Source organism: Pseudaminobacter sp. Soil_N_29 (assembly GCF_057656055.1).
In genome coordinates this window covers 233,336-250,432 of sequence record NZ_JBDGLC010000002.1, presented here as the reverse complement: position 1 = coordinate 250,432, position 17,097 = coordinate 233,336, and the positions used below count along the sequence as shown (strand labels likewise).

The window sequence follows — 17,097 nt, the reverse complement described above, 5'->3', positions numbered from 1 at the left end:
TCTAATCCGTGCGGAATCGAAGCCCATCAAGGTGCCACGCCCCATGAACATCACGCCGGAACTGATCGTCGATGAGGACGGGGATGCCTGCCACCCGATGTTCCGCGACACGCCGTCGAGCGTAGAGTTCAACAAGCTGCGCAAGCGCCTGCTGCGGCAGACGCGCCAGGCGCTGGACGATTTTGCCATGGTCAAGCCGAGCGAACGCTGGCTGGTGGCGCTGTCCGGCGGAAAGGACTCCTACGGACTGCTGGCATTGCTGCTGGATCTCAAATGGCGCGGCTTGCTGCCGGTGGAACTGCTCGCTTGCAACCTCGACCAGGGCCAGCCCAACTTTCCCAAGCACATCCTGCCAGACTTCCTGGACAGGCACGGCATCGCGCATCGGATCGAATATCAGGACACCTATTCGGTCGTCACCGACAAGATCGATGAGGGAAAGACCTACTGCTCGCTCTGCTCGCGCCTGCGGCGCGGTCATCTCTATCGGATCGCGCGTGAGGAGGGCTGCTCTGCGCTTGTGCTCGGCCACCATCGCGAGGACATCCTCGAAACCTTCTTCATGAACCTGTTTCATGGCGGCCGGCTTGCCGCCATGCCGCCCAAGCTGTTGAACGACGAGGGCGACACGCTGGTGCTGCGGCCGCTGAGCTATTGCGCCGAGGCCGACCTGGCGAAATTTGCCGAAGCGATGCAGTTTCCCATCATCCCCTGCGACCTGTGCGGGAGCCAGGAAGGCCTGCAGCGAAATGCGATGAAGGCGATGCTGGACGACATCGAGCGGCGCATGCCCGGCCGCAAGGACACGATGATCCGTGCGCTGACCAATGTGCGGCCGAGCCATCTGCTCGACCGCAAGCTGTTCGACTTTGCCGGCCTCATGATGCCGGAAGCGGCGTAAGGCCGGTTAGGCCGGTTTGTGCTGGGCCTGGAACAGCCGGCCCTTTTCCGCGATCAGCACGAAGATCAGCCCGATGATGGAGACGGCGAAGAAGCCGGCGGCGAGCGGGGTCGTGGTGCCGTCGAACGCCTGCCCGATCAGCGCGCCGATGACGCCGCCGCCGGCCGTGCCCATGAAGCCCAGCACGGAGGAAGCCGTGCCGGCCACATGGCCCAGCGGCTCCATGGCCAACGCGTTGAAATTCGACCCGATGAGGCCGAACTGGAACATGGCCAGCGCGAAAAGCACCAGGAACAGCGGGAATGGGATGACCCCGAACAGCGACAGGCCGAACCAGATGGCGCTGATGGTCGTGAAACCGAGCAGCGCACCGTGCGACAGCCTGCGCATGCCCAGATGCACCACGAGCCGCGAGTTGAGGAACGAGGACAGCGCCATGAACATGGCGACGGCCGCGAAGGCCACCGGAAACATCGCACCCAGTTGATAGATGCCGACATAGACCTGCTGGGCCGAATTGATGAAGCCGAAAAGCGCGCCGAACACGAAGGCGCTGGCCAGCGTGTAGCAAAGCGCCACGCGGTTGCCGAGCACGATGCCGAAGCCGCGCAGGACCGACGTCAACGTGAACGGCCTGACATCAGCAGGGTCGAGCGTCTCCGGAAGGCGCAGATAGACCCATATCGTCACCGCAATGCCCATCGCGGCCATAAAGCCGAAGATCAGGTGCCACTCGCCGAAGATCATTATGACCTGGCCCGTTCCCGGCGCGACGACCGGCACGATCATGAACACCATCATCACCAGCGACATGACCTCGGCCATCTTCCGGCCGCCGAACACGTCGCGGATTATGGACACGCTGATGACGCGCGTGGCCGCTGAACCTATGCCGTGGGCAACACGCATCAGCAGCAGCGCGGCAAAGGTGGGCGCGAAAGCGCCGGCCAGGGCCGCGGCGACATAGATGCCAAGCCCGAAAAGCAGCGGCAGGCGCCGGCCGAAACGGTCGGCCAGCGGGCCATAGACGAGTTGCGCGAAGGCGAAGCCGAGCAGATAGGCCGAAATCACGTATTGCCGGTGATTTTCGCTTTCGACGCCCAGACTTGCACCGATCTGTTGCAGGCCGGGCAGCATGATGTCGATGGCGAGCGCATTGAGCGCCATCAGCATCGCCATCATGCCGATGAATTCTACCTTGCCCACGCCTTGCAGACGCGGCTCTTTGATTGTCGTCGAAGCGTCCATTCTGTCATTCCGTCAAAGGGCCAACTGCAGCCTCCGACACACATCGTGGGTGCGATCAGGCTTTTCCGGCAAGGCATTGGCAAAACAAAGGCGGCAAGATGCGAAAACGGGAAAGTCACGCAGGGCATCGTGGCCGGCGGGGCCGCGCCGAAGGCGAGGCCATATAAATCAATTCAAACACTATAAGGCGCCGGGGTTCCGGCGCCTTGAAACGGAAGCTTCGAACCGACCTGCGGAAAGGCTTCCGCAATGCAGCCACTCAGGCGGCTCTGGTTGCCACGCCCTTGCCTTCGAAAAGGCTCTGCAGCTCGCCGGCCTGGAACATTTCGCGCACGATATCGCATCCGCCGACGAACTCGCCCTTCACGTAAAGCTGGGGAATCGTCGGCCAGTTGGAATAATCCTTGATGCCTTGGCGCAGCTCCATGGAGGTCAGAACGTCGATGCCCTTATAGTCGACCCCGACATAGTCGAGAATCTGCACGACCTGCCCGGAAAAGCCGCACTGCGGGAACCCCGGCGTGCCCTTCATGAAGAGGACAACGTCGTTGGTCTTGACCTCGTTGTCGATGTAATCCTTGATGCTCATCTGATTTCGCCTTTCGTCGCCCACTGCGCAGGGCCATACCCTAACCCCTCAAATAACCCCGATGGACGGGTGAGACAAGTCAGGCTCCTGACACCGGACAAGTTGGCCACCAGCGCCCCAGCCATGCATGAAATGTCAAATCGAGGCGGTTCCCGAAGGTCAGATCGCTCAGTGGGGCGCGCCAAGCCCGTGGCGACCGCGCTTCTGGCTATCGGCTTGGCCGCGATTGCACTTGCCTGGCTGGTGCGTCAACCCTCGCGTGTCGTGGCGGGTGGTCCGACAATTCCCGATCTGTGCCGAGAACTGCTGTTTGAGGGCGTCGAGCATCTTGTTTGCGAGATCGACCTGCGGGCCCATGAGATCGCGCTTTTCCATGCCGAAAAGGACGGCAAGCCCTTCCGATCGCTGAAGGCATTTGACGCGACATTGGCCGGGCAGGGCAGGCGACCGCTGCTTTCGATGAACGCCGGCATGTATCACGAAGACATGTCACCCGTCGGCCTGCTGGTCGAAGAGGGTAGGCAGACGAGCCCCATTGAGTTGGCGGATGGCCAGGGCAACTTCTTCATGAAGCCCAACGGCGTGTTCAGCATCGCTGCGGATGGGACGGCCACGATCGCCGAATCATTAGCCTATGCCGCCGCTTCGCCGAAAGACGTTGCATTTGCCACTCAGTCCGGGCCGCTTCTGGTCATCGATGGAAAGCTGCATCCTCGCTTCGAGGAAAACGGTTCGTCGCGCTTCATCCGCAACGGCGTGGGCGTGCGCGATGATCACACGGTGGTGCTGGCGATCTCGCGCAAGCCGGTGAGCTTCGGCAGTTTCGGGCGCCTGTTTCGGGACGCGCTCGAATGTCCGAACGCGTTGTATTTCGATGGTGCGATTTCGGCCCTTTCAAATGGCCGGGAGACGCTGATCGGTGGCGTCTACCCGGTGGGACCGATCCTTGCGGTTTTTCCCAAAGGCTAGTGCTTACTCCGGAGCGCTGGTCTGAAGGGCGAGCGCGTGGAGCGTTCCACCCATGTTGCCCTTCAGGGCCTCGTAGACCATCTGGTGCTGCTGGACACGGCTCTTGCCGCGGAAGCTTTCAGCCACGACCTCGGCAGCATAGTGGTCGCCATCTCCGGCAAGGTCGCGGATGGTCACCTTTGCATCGGGGATGCCGTCCTTGATCAGCTTTTCGATGTCGTGTGCGTCCATTGCCATGAAGAAGTCTCCAAGTTCACTCTGCCTCAGATATGGCCGTTGCGCGGAACAAGGTCAATCACGGCGTGGCTCAGTGGCCGCTATGCCGGCAAGCCCGGATATGCCCGGCCACAGTGGCAACCCGGTAGAGGTGGCGACTTCGGGATCCGCGGTAAAAAGCCCGACGCCGCGGGAATGAAGCTCGAGCAGGATCGAGAGGTCCATGTCGCCGTGAAGTCTTGGCAAGCCGAGGTCGTTATAGGCATGGCCGCTGGACCTGGGATTGATCCCCGAGATGACGACCGCCTGCGCCTCGCTGTGGAGCGCATAGAGCACTGCGGTTATGCCGTTCGAGAACTTCCGCGCATTGTCCAGTTCGCTGTGGCGTTTGCCCATGACTGCTTCGCGCAGCGCCATGCGTTGGTACTGGTCGACCAGCCGCAATTCGTCATAGCGATAGTTGAAGGCGGCCAGACCGTCGCGCAATCGTTGTTCCTCGAAGGGCCAGCGTATCACATGGAGAAGACCGGTCTCTTCGCCCTCGAGAACTCGACGCACGGCAATGGCGTTGTCGTTCGTGCCCTCTATTTGGTTGAACTGCAGAAAGGTCGCGTGGGGTTTGCGGATGCCCCATTGCTTCGCGATTGCCTGCGAGCCGTTGACGGTGAGAACCGAAAAACGCTCATCGAAGCCTTCGGGCAGGTTTGACGCAGGGGCCGAGCCGATGACCAGCACCGGCCCGCTGAACGGTGTAGGATGGCGGGGCGGGCGAGGGCGAGAGAACCGGTAGACTAGCGCTTCCTTGATCGTTCTTCTGACCTTGGAATAGCCCACCGACGCCCTCCGCGTCTGCAATCAGCTGTCCATGAAACGCGGGAACCAGGTTTCATGTGCCTCGCGCAGTTCTGACACGAGTATTGCACGGGCTTGCGCCAGCTTCAATTCGGTGCCGCCCGTCGTTCCGATCAAGGGCGCGGACACGCCCGTGCCCTTGAGGCGCTCCTGCACGAACCAGTCCACGCGATCACGCGGGATGGTCACCAGATATCTGCCCTGGTCCTCGCCGAAGAAGGCAGGAATCGGGGACAAGTCGTTCAATTGGTTGACGGTTGCACCGATGCCGGAAGCCATGGCCATCTCGGCAAGTGCGACTGCCAGTCCACCGTCCGAGAGATCGTGCACGGCGGTGGCGACGCCCTCGTTGATCAGCGCGCGGACGAAATCGCCCACCTTCTTCTCGTGTTCGAGATCCACCGCTGGCGGCGGGCCGTCGGTGCGGCCATGGATGTCGCGCATATAGACCGACTGCGCCAGATGCGTGCCCCAGGAAGCTGGCGCGCCCACGAGCAGAATGGCTTCGCCTTCGGCCGCAAAACCGATGCGCGCCATCTTCGACCAGTCCCGGATGATGCCGACGCCGGCGATTGTGGGCGTGGGCAGAATGCCCTGGCCGTTGGTCTCATTGTAAAGCGACACGTTGCCAGAAACGATCGGGAAGCCGAGCGCGCGGCAGGCATCGCCGATGCCCGTCACTGCCTTGACGAATTGCCCCATGATTTCAGGGCGCTCCGGATTGCCGAAATTCAGGTTGTCGGTGGCGGCCAGCGGCTCGGCGCCAGTGGCGGTGAGATTGCGCCAGCATTCGGCCACGGCCTGCTTGCCGCCCTCGTAAGGATCGGCCTCGCAGTAGCGCGGCGTGACGTCGGAGGAGAAGGCGAGTGCCTTGGTCGGGTGACCTTCCACGCGCACGACGCCGGCATCGCCGCCGGGAAGCTGCAGCGAATTGCCCTGGATCAGCGTGTCATACTGTTCCCACACCCAGCGGCGACTGGAAAGATCGGCGCTGCCGAGCAGCTTCAACAGTGCGTCGGCAATGTCAGCTTGCGGAATGTCGTCCTTGGCCAGCGGCTCGCGCTTCTTCGGTTCGACCCAGGGGCGGTCATATTCGGGCGCCTCGTCGCCGAGTTCCTTGATCGGCAGGTTGGCGACTTCTTCGCCCTGGTGCAGCACGCGGAAGCGCAGGTCGTCGGTGGTCTTGCCGACGATGGCGAAGTCGAGACCCCATTTGCGGAAGATCGCCTCGGCCTCTTCCTCTTTTTCGGGGCGCAGCACCATCAGCATGCGCTCCTGGCTTTCCGAGAGCATCATCTCATAGGCGGTCATGCGCTCCTCGCGCACCGGCACCATGTCGAGGTCGAGCTCGATGCCGAGGTCGCCCTTGGCGCCCATTTCGACTGCCGAGCAGGTCAGGCCGGCCGCACCCATGTCCTGGATGGCGATGACCGCGCCCGAGGCCATCAGCTCAAGGCAGGCTTCCAGCAGGCACTTCTCGGTAAATGGGTCGCCCACTTGCACTGTGGGGCGCTTTTCCTCGATGTCGTCGCCGAACTCGGCAGAGGCCATGGTGGCGCCGCCGACACCGTCACGGCCGGTCTTGGCGCCCAGATACACCACCGGCAGGCCCACACCCTCGGCCTTGGACAGGAAGATACCATCGGTCTTGGCGAGACCGGCCGCAAAAGCGTTGACCAGGATGTTGCCGTTATAGCGCGCGTCGAAATTGACCTCGCCGCCCACCGTCGGCACGCCGAAGGAGTTGCCGTAGCCGCCCACGCCAGCCACGACGCCGGCAACCAGATGCCTGGTCTTGGGGTGGTCCGGCTCGCCGAAGCGCAGCGCGTTCATCGCCGCGATCGGCCGCGCGCCCATGGTGAAGACGTCGCGCAGGATGCCGCCGACGCCGGTGGCCGCCCCCTGATAGGGCTCGATGTAGGAGGGGTGGTTGTGGCTCTCCATCTTGAAGACCACGCAGTCGCCGTCGCCGATATCGACGACGCCGGCGTTCTCGCCCGGCCCCTGGATGACCTGCGGGCCCGTGGTGGGCAGGGTGCGCAGCCATTTCTTGGAGGATTTGTACGAGCAGTGCTCGTTCCACATCGCCGAGAAGATGCCAAGCTCGGTAAAGGTCGGCTCGCGCCCGACGAGGTCGAGGATGCGCTGGTATTCGTCGGGCTTCAGCCCATGCGATGCGATCAGCTCTTCCGTGATCTTCACGGTGTTGGAAATGGTCATGGTCGGGGGCCTTTTCCGTCAGTTCGGCTTCGGAAGCTTCCTAAAGCGTGAAATGCCAAGGTCTGCAAGAATTGCGATGACGCATGGCACAAGATAGCGGGTGAAAGCAGGCGGGCAGGGGACCTCTCCGCTCCGTCGGTCCCTCGCTCATCCGTCATGCCGCGCTGCCGCAATCGCTGTTGCCGCTGGACCAGCGAGCCAGATCGGCATTGATGCGCGCGCCGAGCGGCTCTGCCGTCAGCGGACCGAAATGCTCGACCCGGCTGGAGTTGCCGCGCGCCTGTACGACTAGGAGCGGCAGGCCACCGTAATTCTTGGCCGGGACCAGCAGGAAGCGCGGCGTGCCGCCGAATGCGTTCAGTTCGTTGGCCATGCGATAGGGCTTGAAGGCAGGGTCCTTGCTGGCAAACCAGCATCTGTGCGCGGCGATGGCCACCTGCTCCATGGCTCGCAGCGAGGCGCTCTTGCCCGAGACGGCATTCGACGTCGGAGGCTTTGAACCCGACTGGCAAGCACCAAGCGCAAGCAGCGCCGAAAACACTGCGGGCACCATGCAAAGCTTCTTCATGCCGCGACATTCGCCTTTCAAACGGGTTGGCACAGGAGGGCTGGAAGGGGATGGATCCCGTCGGGTTGTCAGGCGTCCACAAGTTCGCGCCGGGCGCCGCCAAGCACGCTTTCAAACAGGCCGCGACCATCCGTCCCGCCATGGGCCGTTTCGATCAGGTTTTCGGGGTGCGGCATAAGCCCGAGCACATTGCCCTTGGCATTGACGATGCCGGCAATGTCGTTGATCGACCCGTTGGGGTTGGTGCCCTCGGCATAGCGGAACACCACCTGGCCTTCGCCTTCGATCCGCGCCAGAGTTTCGGCGTCTGCGAAATAGTTGCCGTCGTGATGCGCCACCGGGCAGCGGATAATCTGGCCCGGCTGGTAGCGATGAGTGAAGGCCGTGTTGGCGTTGGCCACCTGCAGCTTCACCTCGCGGCAGACGAACTTCAGCGAGGTATTGCGCATCAGGGCGCCGGGCAGCATTCCGGCCTCGACCAGGATCTGGAAGCCGTTGCACACGCCGATCACTTGAACGCCCTTGGCCGCCTTTTCGGCCACGGCGCGCATGACAGGCATGCGGGCGGCAATCGCGCCGCAGCGCAGATAGTCTCCGTAGGAGAAGCCGCCCGGAATGACGATCAGGTCGACATCGGGAATGTCGGTGTCGGTCTGCCAGATGGTGGCAGGTGCGGTGCCCGAGATCTTGGTCAGCGCCGCGATCATGTCACGGTCGCGATTGAGGCCGGGGAGGACGACGACGGCAGATTTCATTTCGGTTCGTAAGGCCTTTGCGTTTCGGCGAGTTCGCGCAGTTCGAGACGGCGTTCTATGCGGTCGAGGCGGTCTTCGTGGCGATCCAGTCTTCGGTTCACACCTGCGAGTGCTTCCTCCGCGCCGGTCATTCGCCGCTTGATCTCCTGGAGGTCGAATCTCGCTTCGGAGAGATCTGAATGAATGCGCTTCAGCAATTCATACATCAGGTCATTCGTGACTTCTGTCATTCGACCCCTCGGCTATGATGGAGAACGCCAAAGTCTTTTCGCTGCTTCGATCCGGTCTCGTCCTTGAGATAGGTCCCGATTTAGATTTCGGAGCAGCTCCAACGATTGCAACAGCTCATGGTTCAGTGCCTCGAGACCTTGGTCGATCCTCAGCAATTCCCGAAAGAGCAGTTCATTCGTCACTACACCCTCCGGTTTCCAACCTCAGGCTATGGACACACTATAGTTCTCGATAACCGTGTTCGCCAGCAGCTTGTCGCACATCGCCTTCAGGTCGGCCTCGGCCTTGGCGGCGTCGGTGCCTGCGATCTCGATGTCGAACACCTTGCCCTGGCGGACCTGCCCAACGCCTTCGAAGCCGAGGCTGCCGAGAGCATGTTCGATGGCCTTGCCTTGCGGGTCGAGCACGCCATTCTTGAGGGTGACGGTGACGCGGGCCTTGATCACGGGCATTTCACTCCGGGAAGTCGTCTAAAGTTGTTCGGGCGCGTTTTTGGACGCGCCCGAGGATTTGGTTTAGTGCTTTACGAGGACCGGGCCGTTGGGGCGCGGCGCCTCGTTTTCGTTCATGATGCCGAGGCGGCGGGCGACTTCCTGATAGGCTTCCACAAGCCCACCCATGTCGCGGCGGAAACGGTCCTTGTCGAGCTTGTCCTGGGTGTTGACGTCCCACAGACGACACGAGTCGGGCGAGATCTCGTCGGCCACGACGATGCGCATCATGTCGCCCTCGAACAGGCGGCCGCACTCGATCTTGAAGTCGACCAGCTGTATGCCGACGCCGAGGAACAGGCCGGAGAGGAAGTCGTTGACGCGGATGGCCAGTGCCATGATGTCATCGATTTCCTGCGGGCTCGCCCAGCCGAAGGCGGTGATGTGCTCTTCCGAGACCATCGGGTCGTCGAGCGCGTCGGCCTTGTAGTAGAACTCGATGATCGAGCGAGGCAGCACGGTGCCTTCCTCGATGCCAAGGCGCTTGGCGAGCGATCCGGCGGCGATGTTGCGCACCACGATCTCAAGCGGAATGATCTCGACTTCCTTGATCAGCTGCTCGCGCATATTCAGGCGGCGGATGAAGTGGGTCGGAATGCCCATCCGGTTGAGGTGGGTGAAGATGTGCTCGGAGATGCGGTTGTTCAGCACGCCCTTGCCGTCGACAATGTCGTGCTTCTTCTTGTTGAAGGCGGTGGCGTCGTCCTTGAAGAACTGGATCAGCGTGCCCGGCTCCGGTCCTTCATAAAGGATCTTGGCCTTGCCTTCGTAGATGCGGCGGCGATGTTTCATCTCATTGTTCTCTGGATTCAAGGGCGTACGGCACAAGCCGCTCCCTGCATCTCGCCGGCCAGGGCGCGGCGGTTCGGGTCTCAAGGCGGTCTCTATCCCAAACGCGCCGTTTGCTCAATCAACAAATCTTCGCGATCAACGGCTTTCGCAAGCGAAATGCCGCACCGGCACCTTTCAATATGGATATTGACCGTGCCGTTGGCTTTTGATTTTTGCTGAACCAACCCATATTCGCTTTACGAATCGGCATGTGATCCGGAGGATTAGCCTATGAGCAGCATGAAGGACCGCGAGGAACACTTCGAAAAGAAGTTTGTCCTGGATGAGGAATTGCGGTTCAAGGCGGTGGCCCGCCGCAACAAACTGCTGGGCCTCTGGGCCGCCGAGAAGCTCGGCAAGACTGGCGCCGAGGCAGAGGCCTATGCCACCGAAGTGGTGGTGGCCGATATCGAGGAAGCCGGCGACCACGACGTCTTCCGCAAGATCCGCCGCGACTTCGACGCCGCTGGTGTCGATCAGTCCGATCATCAGATCCGGCGCACCATGGATGAACTCCTGGCAACCGCGGCCGCCCAGGTCAAGAAGGCCTGAGGCAATTCAGAGTTGAGTTGACAAACCGCCCGCTTGCCGGGCGGTTTTTCTTTGCCTTGCCGGTGGTTTCAGGTTCAGATGGTGGCGAATCCAAGGAGTTGCACATGAGCCTCGCATCCCGTCTGAACGCTGGTGAAACCCTGATCACTGCCTGGTCCGGCATACCGGACGCGCTTACGGTTGAAGTTGTCGCCGCTCAGGGGTTCGACGCCGTAACCCTGGACATGCAGCATGGCGGTCACCATGAGGATAGCGTGCTGCGCAGCATCGTGCCGGTGACGTCGGCGGGCCGCCATGCGGTGGTGCGCGTGCCGGTCGGGCGTTTTGACATGGCCAGTCGCGCTCTGGATTTCGGGGCCGAGGCCGTCATTGCGCCCATGGTCAACTCGGTGGACGACGCGCGGCGTTTCGCGGCGGCGATGAAATATCCGCCTGTCGGCGAACGTTCCTGGGGACCGACCTTCGCGGCACCTCGCGCGGGCAGCAAGGACCCTGTTGCCTGGCTGCGGGAAAGCAATGGAGCGACCGTCTCCTTCGCAATGATCGAGACGCGTGCGGCGCTTGACGCGCTGGACGGCATTTTGGCCACCCCCGGCATCGACGGCATTTTCGTCGGGCCGGCCGATTTTTCCATCGCCTGGACCGAAGGCGAAACGGTGGACGGCAAGCTCGAAGACATGATGGGCACGGTCGAGCGCATAGCTGCGAGAGCCGGGGCAGCGGGCAAGCACGCCGGCATCTATGTGGTCGATGCCAGCATGAGCGGGCGCTTCGTGGAGATGGGCTATCGCTTTCTGGCGCTCGGCACCGAGCAGCGCTACATCGCGCTGGGGGCCGAAAGCCTGCTCACGGCCGCGCGAAACAGCCTTGGTCGGCCGAAAGCAGGGAAAGCCGGCGGTTCGTCAGGCTACTGATCTCCGGGGCGGCGGTCTGGCTGCCAAACGGCGGTCAGTTATCCCGGCAGGCGGGTCAGGAAGTTCGCGAAGGCCATGGAGCCTTCCGGCCACGGGCCGTAACCGGCGTCCGTGTTTATGTGGCCGGCATCGCCTGCATGTATCAGGTGCGAGCCCCATGCCGCGGCGATGTCTGCCGCGACCTCTTGCGAGCAGAACGGATCGTTGCTGCTGCTCACCACCACGGAAGGAAACGGCAACGGATCGCGCGGGTAGGGACCGAAGGTCATCAGGTGCTTGGGGCGGATGTCGGGATTGGCGACATCCGGCGGCGCCACGAAGAAGGCGCCTGCAATCGGCTTCCGGAACAGCGGAATGGCCTGGACGACCGTGGGCACGCCGAGCGAATGGGCGACGAACACCACCGGCTTCTCCGCTTCGTTCACGGCGCGGGCCACTTGGGCTGTCCAATCGTCGCGCACCGGCTTCGACCATTCGGCCTGTTGCACGCGCCGCGCCGTGGAAAGTTTCGCCTCCCACCGGCTCTGCCAGTGGTCCGGCCCGGAATTGGTGTAGCCGGGAACGATGAGGATGTCTGCGTCTTTGACCTTCATGGCCGTCATGTAACGATGGTGCATTGCTAGCGCAACTGCCCGCAGGCGTATCGCGCCTCCGGTGGGCTGGCTCGAAATAGTGAACGCGCTGTTCGCTGCTTGCCGGCTTGTGTGAACGATCAATGTCGCCGATTTATGAGGTGACGAAACAGCCGTGTTGGACGAACAATGGATTTTGAACTGACACGACGCGAACTGGTCGGTGGCACCGTTTTGCTCGCCCTTGGGGCCACGGTGAGAACCGGCCAAACGGAGCCCACCATGAGTGCACTGCCATTTGCCGCCACCACACCGATCAGCGTCTCCCGCGTTGGTTTGCGGGCTAAGGACGCCGAAAATCTTGCCGCTTATTACCGTGCGGTGGTCGGCCTCGAAGAACTGTCGCGAGATGGGACCGTAATCACGCTAGGGGCGGGCGACCGCCCCCTGCTGGATATTGAAAAGGACGCGGCCGCAAAGCCGGATGATCCGCGCAGCGCCGGCCTGTTCCACACCGCCTTCCTGCTGCCCTCGCGGGCCGACCTCGGCCGCTGGATCAAGCATGCTGTCGAAAAGCGCATTCCGGTCGACGGCGCTTCCGACCACTTGGTCAGCGAGGCGCTTTACCTGACAGATCCGGAAGGCAATGGCATCGAAATATATGTCGACCGCCCGGCTGAAAGCTGGACGTGGAAAGGCCCGCATGTGGAGATGGCGACCATCGGCCTGAACGTTCCTGACATCGTGGCCTCCGTGCCGGCCGACAATGCCGAGTGGAAGGGCGCGCCGGAAAACAGCGTTGTCGGCCATGTGCACCTGCGCGTCGGCGACCCCAAGGAAGCCGAGGCCTGGTGGCACAAAGAGTTCGGCTTCGACACCGTGGCCGAATACGGCGCGCAGGCGGTGTTCCTGTCGTCCGGCGGCTATCACCATCACATCGGCGCCAATTCGTGGCAGAGCCCGCATGCGGGCAAGCGCGACGCCGGCCGTACCGGCCTGAGCTGGGTTGAGATGCGTTCGGCGACAGCTCAGACGAACGAGACTCGGGAAGACCCTTGGGGCACGGTCATCAAGACGGTGCCCGACGAGGCCTGACGGCGATCGATAGCAAAGAAGAAAAGGGCCTGCGCTGGAGTGCAGGCCCTTTTCCTGTCTTTTGGGAGGGTTTAGCGGCACGTCGCCATAAACCTTATGGTCACGCGAGATCAGCTCTTCCCAAACACCCGCTTGAAGATAGTATCGACATGCTTGGTATGATAGCCGAGGTCGAATTTCTCGCGGATTTCTTCCTCGGAAAGCGCGGCCCGGACTTCCTGGTCGCCCAAAAGTTCCTCAAGGAAATCCTTGCCTTCTTCCCAGACCTTCATGGCGTTTCTCTGGACGAGGCGATAGGCGTCCTCGCGGCTTGCGCCGGCCTGCGTCAGTGCCAGAAGCACCCGCTGCGAATGCACAAGACCCCGGAACTTGTTCAGGTTCTTCAACATGTTTTCGGGGTAGATCACCAGCTTCTCGACGACGCCGGCGAGCCGGTTCAGCGCGAAGTCGAGGGTGATCGTGGTGTCGGGGCCGATGGCGCGCTCGACGCTGGAATGGCTGATGTCGCGTTCATGCCAGAGCGCCACGTTTTCCATCGCTGGCGTGACCGACATGCGCACCAGACGGGCAAGGCCGGTGAGGTTTTCCGTCAGCACCGGGTTGCGCTTGTGCGGCATGGCCGAAGAGCCCTTCTGGCCGGGCGAGAAGAATTCTTCCGCCTCCAGCACCTCGGTGCGCTGCATGTGGCGGATTTCGACCGCGATGTTCTCCATGGAGGAGGCGATGACGCCGAGCGTGGCGAAGAACATGGCGTGCCGGTCGCGCGGGATGACCTGCGTGGAAACCGGCTCCGGCGCGAGACCGAGCTTCTGGCAGACATATTCTTCAACATAGGGATCGATGTTGGCGAAGGTGCCGACCGCGCCGGAGATGGCGCCGGTGGCGATTTCGGCGCGCGCCGCGACCAGGCGCGCCCGGTTGCGGGACATCTCGGCATAGAAGCGGGCGAAGGTGAGGCCCATCGTGGTCGGCTCGGCATGGATGCCGTGGCTGCGGCCAATGCGGATCGTGTCCTTGTGTTCGAAGGCGCGCGTCTTCAGCGCGGCCAGAACGCGGTCCATGTCTGCCAGGAGCAGGTCGGCCGCGCGTACGAGCTGGATGTTGAGGGTGGTGTCGAGCACGTCCGACGAGGTCATGCCCTGGTGGACGAAGCGGGCGTCGGGGCCGATGAATTCCGCCAGATGCGTCAGGAAGGCGATGACGTCGTGCTTGGTGACGGCTTCGATCTCATCGATGCGCGCCACGTCGAACTTGGCTGCGCCGCCCTTTTCCCAGATCGTCTTTGCAGCCTCCTTCGGGATGACGCCGATCTCGGCCAGCGCGTCGCAAGCATAGGCCTCGATCTCGAACCAGATGCGGAACTTGGTTTCCGGCGACCAGATGGCCACCATTTCGGGGCGCGAATAGCGGGGGATCATGTCGAGCTGTCCGTTAAGCGTTGATTGGCCGCGTCCTAACAGACGGCGCCCCTTTGCTCAATGCGCCGGGCGGAATAGCGCACAGGGGAGCCGTATATGCATCCAAATCGGCCTCTTGGCGTTATCTGGCAAGCCTGCCAGAGGAGAAATCGACGTGACCGCCGCCAATCAGTTGCGCGAAGAAGCCATCAGCCAGATACGCGAGCATATGGAAGTCATCGGGGCCGACGGGGTGCATGTCGGAACCGTCGACAATGTGGAGGGCGAGCGCATCAAGCTCACCAAGCAAGACAGCGGCCAGGGCTCTCACCGCCATCACCATCATTATATTCCACTGGCGCTTGTGGCCGAGGTCGAGGGCGGCAAGGTGCGCCTCTCGGCCAACTCCAGCGTTGCCGTCACCTTTGAGGAAGAGGAAGACGGCCGCCAGCCGCTCAATTCGTCAGAGACGACCAAACCGGCATGACATCATCGGGCGCAGGCGTAGCCGCATAGATAGCCCTGGCGATGGCGCGCGCCATGGTGGCGCCGGCAGCGGCGTAAAGATCGGTCGTGTCGTCGGGATCTGGGGCGAGGCGGCTCTTTCCCGTAGCTAGACCAAAGACAAGGTCGCCGTCCATCGGCGTGTGGGCTGGCCAGATGGCGCGGGCAAAGCCGTCATGCGCGGCAATCGCCAGCCGTTTGGCTGCAGCCTTGGTAAGCACCGCGTCGGTGGCTATGACGGCAATCGTGGTGTTGGCGCCGGCAGTCGGCTTGTGGCGGAACTTCAACTCGATGTCGGTTGCTTCCGCGGGCAGCGGCGAGGGCAGGCCGAGCCCACCGAATTCGTCGCCGATCTCGAAGGGTGCAGCCCAGAAATGCCGGCTTCGGCCGACCGTCACCGCGCCGACCGCGTTCACCGCCACGAGTGCGCCCACGGTGATGCCGCTTTCCAACATGGTCGAGGCTGAGCCGAGACCGCCCTTCAGACCTGCCACCAATGCCCCCGTACCGGCGCCGGCGGTGCCGATCTCGAAATCGATGGTCGCATTTTGCACCGCCTCGTAGCCAAGCTCGCGATAGGGCGGATAGAGGCCCCAGTTCTTGTCGCCGCCGTTGATCAGGTCGAAAAGGATCGCGCCCGGCACGATCGGGATGCGCTGGTCGCCGACGGCAAAGCCGACGCCCTTTTCACGCAACGCCGCCTGCACGCCGGACGCGGCATCGAGCCCGAATGCCGAGCCGCCCGACAACATCACGGCGTTGATAGCCTCCACCGAATTGTGCGGCTCCAGAAGGTCCGTCTCGCGGGTTCCGGGTGCGCCGCCCAGAACCTGCACGCTGGCGACCGCCGGATCGTCGCAGAGGACGACGGAGACGCCGGATTTCAGGCGCTCGTCTGAAGCGTTGCCGATCCTGAGGCCGGCGACATCGGTGATAAGGTTGCGCGGTCCGGCTCTGAAGCTCATTGCATCTCCACTTGCATGAAGCGTTTCCCGTCATAGCGGAAGACGCGGTAGGGGTTTTGGCTGAGGTCGCCCTTGCTATCGAATCGGACTGATCCGATTGCGGTCTGGAAATCGCGCTCTGTCAGCGCTTTCATGAGGTCGCCGTTCGAGCCCGCCTCCTCGAGGGCGGCGAGAGCGACCTGAACGGCGGAATAGGCGGGCAGGACATAGCCTTCCGGCACGACGCCACGGTCGGTGAACTTTGCGACCACGGCCTTGTCTGCAACCTCCTGCCATTCCGGCAGGCCGATCATCAGCGTGCCGGGGGCCAGGGGCACCGGTCCGGCTGCCGCTCGCAGCGCCTCGCCGCCGGCAAAAACCATCTCCGCACCGATCTTCTGCGCATCGCGGGCCATGATGGCGATGTCGTCGCGATCGCCCCCGGCAAAGACGCGGCCGGCTTCGGCCTTGCGCAGGCGGCCGACGAGGCCGATCTGGTTGTCCAATTGCGGACGGAACGTGTCGATGAAAACTGGTTTCAGCCCCTCCCGCTCGGCCGCGCTGCGGAAGCTCTCGGCCAGTTCGCGGCCATAGATCGTGCCGTCGTCGATGACGGCGAAGAGTTCATTGCGCCAGAGTCTGGTCAGCAGCCGGCCGGCAGCCTCCCTCTCGCCGTCGGCGCGGGGCGCAAGGCGGAACACGGGCCAGCCGGTCTTGTCGCGGCTGTCGGTAAGGCTGTCGGTGCGCACACCCACCGTGATGACCGGGATGTTCGCGTCCTTCAGGATCGGCAGCGCAGCCTCGATTGCCTCGCCGCAGAGGAAGCCCACCACGGCCTGCACCTTCGCCTCGGAAAATTGCCTTGCCGCCTTGGCGCCGCCTTCGGCGGTACAGTCATCGTCGGCTATCTGCAGCTTCACTGTGCCACGGTCTGCCGCGGCTTCCTCCGCGCCGTCGCGGATCTGTACGCCAAGGACGTTTGAAGGACCGCTGAGCGGGACTGCCACGCCGATGCGCAGCGGCTCGGCATGCGCGGAGCCGGCCAGCAGAAGGCCGCCCAGTGCGCCTATGACGAAACCTGCGATCCGCATGTTTGTGTTTTGCCCCGCTGCCGGCTGGCCGTGGCCAGCGTCATTTCGGGCAAGAGGTAAAGGCTGGCCGGGTTTTCCGCAACACGCTTGTTCGCCTGCTGCGGGCGCTGGCCCAAGTTGCCTTGCTTGTGGGCCGTGTATCGGGCTCATATATAGC

General features: G+C 62.8%; 20 protein-coding genes. 6 read left to right on the top strand and 14 right to left on the bottom strand.

Translation table 11 applies throughout. The features are described from left to right. Positions 1–43 precede the first annotated feature (43 nt). A complete protein-coding gene (ttcA, locus tag AC3A4H_RS07190; protein WP_487766089.1) occupies positions 44–901 on the top strand; it encodes a tRNA 2-thiocytidine(32) synthetase TtcA in 858 nt (285 codons plus the stop codon). A 6-nt stretch (positions 902–907) separates the two neighbouring features. On the opposite strand, the gene AC3A4H_RS07185 is transcribed toward ttcA, so the two are convergent. Together AC3A4H_RS07185 and grxD are read right to left on the bottom strand one after the other, a co-directional pair. After that, on the bottom strand, positions 908–2,149 hold the full coding sequence (locus AC3A4H_RS07185; protein WP_487766088.1) for a multidrug effflux MFS transporter: 1,242 nt from the start codon (positions 2,147–2,149) through the stop codon (positions 908–910). A 259-nt stretch (positions 2,150–2,408) separates the two neighbouring features. Beyond that, positions 2,409–2,738 carry a Grx4 family monothiol glutaredoxin gene (grxD, locus tag AC3A4H_RS07180; RefSeq protein ID WP_348777032.1) on the bottom strand — a complete coding sequence of 110 codons (330 nt, stop codon included), beginning with the start codon at positions 2,736–2,738 and terminating at the stop codon, positions 2,409–2,411. 189 nt (positions 2,739–2,927) lie between these two features. Between grxD and AC3A4H_RS07175 the strand changes: the two genes are divergently transcribed. Beyond that, positions 2,928–3,707 carry a phosphodiester glycosidase family protein gene (locus AC3A4H_RS07175; protein WP_487766087.1) on the top strand — a complete coding sequence of 260 codons (780 nt, stop codon included), beginning with the start codon at positions 2,928–2,930 and terminating at the stop codon, positions 3,705–3,707. Between the two features lie 3 nt (positions 3,708–3,710). Here the strand turns inward: AC3A4H_RS07175 and AC3A4H_RS07170 are convergent, their stop codons facing one another. From AC3A4H_RS07170 to purC, 8 genes are all read right to left on the bottom strand, one after another. Further along, positions 3,711–3,944 carry a BolA/IbaG family iron-sulfur metabolism protein gene (locus AC3A4H_RS07170; RefSeq protein ID WP_348777030.1) on the bottom strand — a complete coding sequence of 78 codons (234 nt, stop codon included), beginning with the start codon at positions 3,942–3,944 and terminating at the stop codon, positions 3,711–3,713. A 54-nt stretch (positions 3,945–3,998) separates the two neighbouring features. Beyond that, on the bottom strand, positions 3,999–4,757 hold the full coding sequence (locus AC3A4H_RS07165) for a membrane-anchored protein (RefSeq protein WP_487766086.1): 759 nt from the start codon (positions 4,755–4,757) through the stop codon (positions 3,999–4,001). 21 nt (positions 4,758–4,778) lie between these two features. Continuing rightward, a complete protein-coding gene (gene purL, locus AC3A4H_RS07160; RefSeq protein WP_487766085.1) occupies positions 4,779–6,995 on the bottom strand; it encodes a phosphoribosylformylglycinamidine synthase subunit PurL in 2,217 nt (738 codons plus the stop codon). Between the two features lie 154 nt (positions 6,996–7,149). Further along, positions 7,150–7,563, bottom strand: coding sequence for a hypothetical protein (locus AC3A4H_RS07155; RefSeq protein WP_487766084.1), 414 nt, complete (start codon positions 7,561–7,563; stop codon positions 7,150–7,152). A 68-nt stretch (positions 7,564–7,631) separates the two neighbouring features. Then, the gene (gene purQ, locus AC3A4H_RS07150; protein WP_487766083.1) at positions 7,632–8,318 is read right to left on the bottom strand and encodes a phosphoribosylformylglycinamidine synthase subunit PurQ; all 687 of its coding nucleotides are present in this window, start codon (positions 8,316–8,318) and stop codon (positions 7,632–7,634) included. Further along, positions 8,315–8,524 carry a hypothetical protein gene (locus AC3A4H_RS07145; RefSeq protein WP_487766082.1) on the bottom strand — a complete coding sequence of 70 codons (210 nt, stop codon included), beginning with the start codon at positions 8,522–8,524 and terminating at the stop codon, positions 8,315–8,317. Before AC3A4H_RS07145 ends, purQ begins: the two co-directional genes overlap by 4 nt. Positions 8,525–8,752: 228 nt before the next feature. Then, entirely contained in the window at positions 8,753–8,995 is a 243-nt protein-coding gene (purS, locus tag AC3A4H_RS07140; protein ID WP_348777708.1) for a phosphoribosylformylglycinamidine synthase subunit PurS, read from the bottom strand. Between the two features lie 69 nt (positions 8,996–9,064). Then, entirely contained in the window at positions 9,065–9,832 is a 768-nt protein-coding gene (purC, locus tag AC3A4H_RS07135; protein ID WP_348777024.1) for a phosphoribosylaminoimidazolesuccinocarboxamide synthase, read from the bottom strand. Positions 9,833–10,102: 270 nt separating this feature from the next. On the opposite strand from purC, the gene AC3A4H_RS07130 reads away from it, so the two are divergent. Beyond that, complete coding sequence (locus AC3A4H_RS07130; protein WP_487766081.1) at positions 10,103–10,423, top strand: DUF1476 domain-containing protein; 321 nt, start codon at positions 10,103–10,105, stop codon at positions 10,421–10,423. Positions 10,424–10,527: 104 nt separating this feature from the next. After that, a complete protein-coding gene (locus tag AC3A4H_RS07125; RefSeq protein WP_487766080.1) occupies positions 10,528–11,337 on the top strand; it encodes an HpcH/HpaI aldolase family protein in 810 nt (269 codons plus the stop codon). A gap of 38 nt (positions 11,338–11,375) precedes the next feature. On the opposite strand, the gene AC3A4H_RS07120 is transcribed toward AC3A4H_RS07125, so the two are convergent. After that, a complete protein-coding gene (locus AC3A4H_RS07120; RefSeq protein ID WP_487766079.1) occupies positions 11,376–11,930 on the bottom strand; it encodes an RBBP9/YdeN family alpha/beta hydrolase in 555 nt (184 codons plus the stop codon). A 261-nt stretch (positions 11,931–12,191) separates the two neighbouring features. Here AC3A4H_RS07120 and AC3A4H_RS07115 point away from each other — a divergent pair, with 261 nt between their 5' ends. Then, complete coding sequence (locus tag AC3A4H_RS07115; RefSeq protein ID WP_487766078.1) at positions 12,192–13,004, top strand: VOC family protein; 813 nt, start codon at positions 12,192–12,194, stop codon at positions 13,002–13,004. 110 nt (positions 13,005–13,114) lie between these two features. Here the strand turns inward: AC3A4H_RS07115 and purB are convergent, their stop codons facing one another. After that, positions 13,115–14,422 carry an adenylosuccinate lyase gene (purB, locus tag AC3A4H_RS07110; protein ID WP_487766077.1) on the bottom strand — a complete coding sequence of 436 codons (1,308 nt, stop codon included), beginning with the start codon at positions 14,420–14,422 and terminating at the stop codon, positions 13,115–13,117. Positions 14,423–14,630: 208 nt separating this feature from the next. On the opposite strand from purB, the gene AC3A4H_RS07105 reads away from it, so the two are divergent. Then, complete coding sequence (locus AC3A4H_RS07105; RefSeq protein WP_348777707.1) at positions 14,631–14,888, top strand: DUF2171 domain-containing protein; 258 nt, start codon at positions 14,631–14,633, stop codon at positions 14,886–14,888. Here AC3A4H_RS07105 and AC3A4H_RS07100 read toward each other — a convergent pair. Beyond that, positions 14,857–15,870 (bottom strand): P1 family peptidase, encoded by a 1,014-nt coding sequence (locus AC3A4H_RS07100; protein ID WP_487766076.1) that lies wholly within the window; start codon positions 15,868–15,870, stop codon positions 14,857–14,859. The two genes, AC3A4H_RS07105 and AC3A4H_RS07100, sit on opposite strands and share 32 nt — an antisense overlap. Continuing rightward, the gene (locus AC3A4H_RS07095; protein WP_487766075.1) at positions 15,867–16,940 is read right to left on the bottom strand and encodes a branched-chain amino acid ABC transporter substrate-binding protein; all 1,074 of its coding nucleotides are present in this window, start codon (positions 16,938–16,940) and stop codon (positions 15,867–15,869) included. The genes AC3A4H_RS07100 and AC3A4H_RS07095 overlap by 4 nt, the downstream gene beginning before the upstream one ends. Positions 16,941–17,097: the final 157 nt, after the last annotated feature.

Excerpts from the sequence above, each read along its gene's own strand:
- AC3A4H_RS07185 (WP_487766088.1), bottom strand. The coding sequence starts at position 2,149 with ATGGACGCTTCGACGACAATCAAAGAGCCGCGTCTGCAAGGCGTGGGC.
- AC3A4H_RS07115 (WP_487766078.1), top strand. The coding sequence starts at position 12,192 with ATGAGTGCACTGCCATTTGCCGCCACCACACCGATCAGCGTCTCCCGC.
- AC3A4H_RS07105 (WP_348777707.1), top strand. The coding sequence starts at position 14,631 with ATGGAAGTCATCGGGGCCGACGGGGTGCATGTCGGAACCGTCGACAAT.
- ttcA (WP_487766089.1), top strand. The coding sequence starts at position 44 with ATGAACATCACGCCGGAACTGATCGTCGATGAGGACGGGGATGCCTGC.
- AC3A4H_RS07170 (WP_348777030.1), bottom strand. The coding sequence starts at position 3,944 with ATGGCAATGGACGCACACGACATCGAAAAGCTGATCAAGGACGGCATC.
- AC3A4H_RS07125 (WP_487766080.1), top strand. The coding sequence starts at position 10,528 with ATGAGCCTCGCATCCCGTCTGAACGCTGGTGAAACCCTGATCACTGCC.
- AC3A4H_RS07130 (WP_487766081.1), top strand. The coding sequence starts at position 10,103 with ATGAGCAGCATGAAGGACCGCGAGGAACACTTCGAAAAGAAGTTTGTC.
- purC (WP_348777024.1), bottom strand. The coding sequence starts at position 9,832 with ATGAAACATCGCCGCCGCATCTACGAAGGCAAGGCCAAGATCCTTTAT.
- AC3A4H_RS07155 (WP_487766084.1), bottom strand. The coding sequence starts at position 7,563 with ATGAAGAAGCTTTGCATGGTGCCCGCAGTGTTTTCGGCGCTGCTTGCG.
- grxD (WP_348777032.1), bottom strand. The coding sequence starts at position 2,738 with ATGAGCATCAAGGATTACATCGACAACGAGGTCAAGACCAACGACGTT.
- purL (WP_487766085.1), bottom strand. The coding sequence starts at position 6,995 with ATGACCATTTCCAACACCGTGAAGATCACGGAAGAGCTGATCGCATCG.
- AC3A4H_RS07100 (WP_487766076.1), bottom strand. The coding sequence starts at position 15,870 with ATGAGCTTCAGAGCCGGACCGCGCAACCTTATCACCGATGTCGCCGGC.
- purB (WP_487766077.1), bottom strand. The coding sequence starts at position 14,422 with ATGATCCCCCGCTATTCGCGCCCCGAAATGGTGGCCATCTGGTCGCCG.
- AC3A4H_RS07145 (WP_487766082.1), bottom strand. The coding sequence starts at position 8,524 with ATGTATGAATTGCTGAAGCGCATTCATTCAGATCTCTCCGAAGCGAGA.
- purQ (WP_487766083.1), bottom strand. The coding sequence starts at position 8,318 with ATGAAATCTGCCGTCGTCGTCCTCCCCGGCCTCAATCGCGACCGTGAC.
- AC3A4H_RS07095 (WP_487766075.1), bottom strand. The coding sequence starts at position 16,940 with ATGCGGATCGCAGGTTTCGTCATAGGCGCACTGGGCGGCCTTCTGCTG.
- AC3A4H_RS07120 (WP_487766079.1), bottom strand. The coding sequence starts at position 11,930 with ATGAAGGTCAAAGACGCAGACATCCTCATCGTTCCCGGCTACACCAAT.